The 990-nt window shown below is 43.0% G+C and carries 1 protein-coding gene and 1 pseudogene; both read left to right on the plus strand.

The annotated features are described in order from the left end of the window. Nucleotides 1-90: 90 nt before the first annotated feature. A pseudogene (locus H2C83_RS17010) lies at nt 91-351 on the plus strand (transposase); the annotation flags it as partial. Nucleotides 352-365: 14 nt separating this feature from the next. Next, on the plus strand, nt 366-990 hold a 625-nt coding region (locus H2C83_RS17015; protein ID WP_181742361.1), incomplete at its 3' end, for a DDE-type integrase/transposase/recombinase.

A 990-nucleotide genomic window follows, 5' to 3' on the forward strand; every position in this document is an offset into this window, starting at 1 on the left:
GACCCCATAATCTTCCAGACAAAGTTTAAGCTATAATTGAGGAAGAAGAAAGGGGTCGTTTTAATGGGAAGGAGATAATGGACAGCTAAACAAAAAATGGTGATTGTGTTAGCCGGAATGACACCAGGAGCAAATATCTCTGCTGTATGCAGAGAATACGGAATATTACAACCGCAATATTACAAGTGGCGAGAATCCTTTATTCAAGGTGGGCTATCTGCCTTGTCCAGTGGTCCATCTAATAAAGAAGGTGAACTGGAAAAAGAGCTAAAAGAAGCTAAGGCTCTGATTGGTGAGCAAGCCATGCAAATTGAGATTCTCCGAAAAAAGACGAATTGGGGTCGAAGGTAAGCACTCGAGAGCTCGTGCAAACCTTGGTAGAAGAAGGGTATTCGATCCCACAAATTACGAAGGCCCTTCGTATAAACCGCACCTATGGATACGAGCTAATAAAAGAGAAAGCGCCAAAAAAGCGTGTACAGAATGACGAAGCGTCGCTTCGTCAAAAGATTCAAGAGCTTTGTGGAATGTTCCCAACCAATGGATATCGGCGGATTCGTGTCTGGCTAAAGAAAAAGTATGGCATCTGTGTGAATCATAAAAGAGTGTACCGGATCATGAAAGAGCTTGGTTTGCTAAACAAACCAGCACATTACCAGGCCAAGCGAAAAAAGAAAGTCGGAAAGCTCCCTGTCTCACGATCCAATGAGCATTTTCAAGTGGACATGACAAAAATCTGGTGTGGTCAAGATGGCTGGGGCTATCTCTTTGCGGTCATTGATGCATATGACAAAGAGATTGTCGGATACAAATTTTCACGATTTTGTCGTGCCGATGAGCTGCTTTTTGCTGTTGATCAGGCTCTAAACAACCGATTTCCTTTTGGTACAAAAGACAAAGGTCTTACTATTCGGAGTGACAATGGGTGCCAAATGACGAGTCGCCGCTATATGAAAGCACTAAAAGATGCAGGGATCAAGCAAGAAAGAA

The organism is Thermoactinomyces mirandus, assembly GCF_013868055.1.
Lineage (GTDB): Bacteria > Bacillota > Bacilli > Thermoactinomycetales > Thermoactinomycetaceae > Thermoactinomyces > Thermoactinomyces mirandus.